This window comes from Streptomyces sp. MnatMP-M17, assembly GCF_900091995.1.
Lineage (GTDB): Bacteria > Actinomycetota > Actinomycetes > Streptomycetales > Streptomycetaceae > Streptomyces.
On the sequence record NZ_FMDK01000765.1, the window covers coordinates 1 to 2,051 of the forward strand.

General features: G+C 70.7%; 2 protein-coding genes. Both read right to left on the minus strand.

Going from position 1 to position 2,051, the window contains the following annotated elements:
• A partial coding sequence (locus tag GA0115259_RS30090) for a type I polyketide synthase (RefSeq protein ID WP_305129738.1) occupies nucleotides 1-1,435 on the minus strand: 1,435 nt, incomplete at its 3' end.
• Nucleotides 1,436-1,516: 81 nt separating this feature from the next.
• On the minus strand, nucleotides 1,517-2,051 hold a 535-nt coding region (locus GA0115259_RS30095), incomplete at its 5' end, for an acyl carrier protein (RefSeq protein WP_161230503.1).

Here is a 2,051-nt window from a genome sequence, read left to right on the forward strand (position 1 = left end):
GCCCCGCCGCCCGCCGTTCGGGAGCGGTTGCGGTGGCGGTTCCAGTGGCAGTGGCGGTGGCCTCCGGCTCGGATGCGGCCGGCGCCTGCTCGATGATCACATGCGCGTTGGTCCCGCTGACTCCGAACGAGGAGACGCCCGTACGGCGCGGCCGGCCGGCCTCCGGCCACGCACGCGCCTCGGTGAGCAGTTCGACCTTGCCTGCCGACCAGTCGACATGCGACGACGGTTCGTCCGCGTGCAAGGTCCGCGGCAGCACTCCGTGCCGCATCGCCAGTACCATCTTGATCACGCCCGCGACACCGGAAGCGGCCTGGGTGTGCCCGATGTTGGACTTGACCGAGCCGAGGTACAGCGGGCGTTCACGGTCCTGTCCATAGCCCGCGAGCAGACTCTGGGCCTCGATGGGATCGCCCAGCGGAGTGCCGGTGCCATGGGCCTCCACCGCGTCCACCTCGGCGGGCGTCAGTCCCGCGTTGGCCAGCGCCTGCCGGATCACCCGTTGCTGCGAAGGACCGTTGGGCGCGGTGAAGCCGTTGGAGGCGCCGTCCTGGTTGACTGCGGAGCCCCGTACGACGGCCAGGACCGGATGTCCGTTGCGCTGAGCGTCGGACAGACGCTCCAGCATCAGGATGCCGGCGCCCTCCGCCCATCCGGTGCCGTCGGCCGAGTCGGCGAACGCCTTGCACCGGCCGTCCCGCGCGAGTCCGCCCTGTCTGCTGAACTCGACCAGCGAGCCGGGCGTGGACATCACATTGACACCGCCGGCGAGCGCGAGCGCGCACTCTCCGTTACGCAGGGACTGGACGGCGAGATGGAGGGCGACCAGCGAGGACGAGCAGGCGGTGTCGACCGTGATCGCCGGGCCCTCCAGCCCGAGCGTGTACGAGAGCCGTCCCGACACGGCGCTGGCGGCGATACCGGTGCCGACATCGCCGGTCGCGTCGTCCAGCGACCGCACGAGGAGATACGCGTAGTCCTGGCCGTTGGTGCCGATGAAGGCTCCGGTCCGGCTGCCGCGAAGCCGTGTGGCGTCGATGCCGGAGCGTTCAATGGCCTCCCAGGCGGTCTCCAGCAGCAGCCGCTGCTGAGGATCCATGGTGACCGCCTCGCGCGGTGAGATACCGAAGAAGCCGGGATCGAAGTCGGCGACACAGTCCAGGAAGCCGCCCTGCTGGCTGACGGAGGTGTCCCGGGCGTCGGTGGAGCTGTCGCGCAGCGCGTCCAGGTCCCAGCCGCGGTCGGTGGGAAACGGCGAGATGGCGTCGGTGCCGGAGGCGACCAGATCCCAGAGCTCTTCGGGCGAGTGGACCTCGCCGGGGAACCGGCAGCCCATTCCGACGATCGCGATCGGTTCCCTGGCTGCGGCGACGAACATCCTGTTCTGCCGCCGCAGCCGCTCCGCCTCCTTCATCGCGGCGCGGAGTGCTTCCACAACACCGTTGGCGGACGCACTGTTGGTGGGGGCGTTCTCGGTGTGGGCATTCATGGTCTGCTCCATCGCTCCGTCTTCGCGCTACAGGTCGGACTGGCCGTTGAGCGCGGCCCGCACCAGGTCTGCCACGGCCATCGAGTCGATGGCCTCGCCGGATTCCTCGTTCTCCGCCGAGGCGCCGCCGCCTCGTCCGGCGAGCTGGAGCAGCGGCTCCAGTACGCCGATGTCGCGCAGCCGGGCGAGCGGTACGGAGGCCAGCAGGGCCCGGATCTCCGCCTCCTCGGCGTCGGTCCCGCTGTCGGGGCCCTCGTCGGGAACGAGCTGCCGCAGCACATGCTCGCCGAGGGCCGTGGGCGTGGGATGGTCGAAGACGAGCGTCGCGGACAGACTCAGACCGGTGGCCGCGTTGAGCTGGTTGCGCAGCTCCACGGCGCCCAGCGAGTCGACGCCGAGATCGCGGAAGGACCGCTCGGGACCGACGGCGTCCGTGTCCGGGTAGCCCAGTACATGGGCGGCGCGGGTACGGACCAGATCCACGACCGTTTCGAGACGGCGGTTCGCGTTCAGTCCCGCCAGCCGCTCCCGCAGGCCGCCTTCGACCGTACCGCCGGCCACA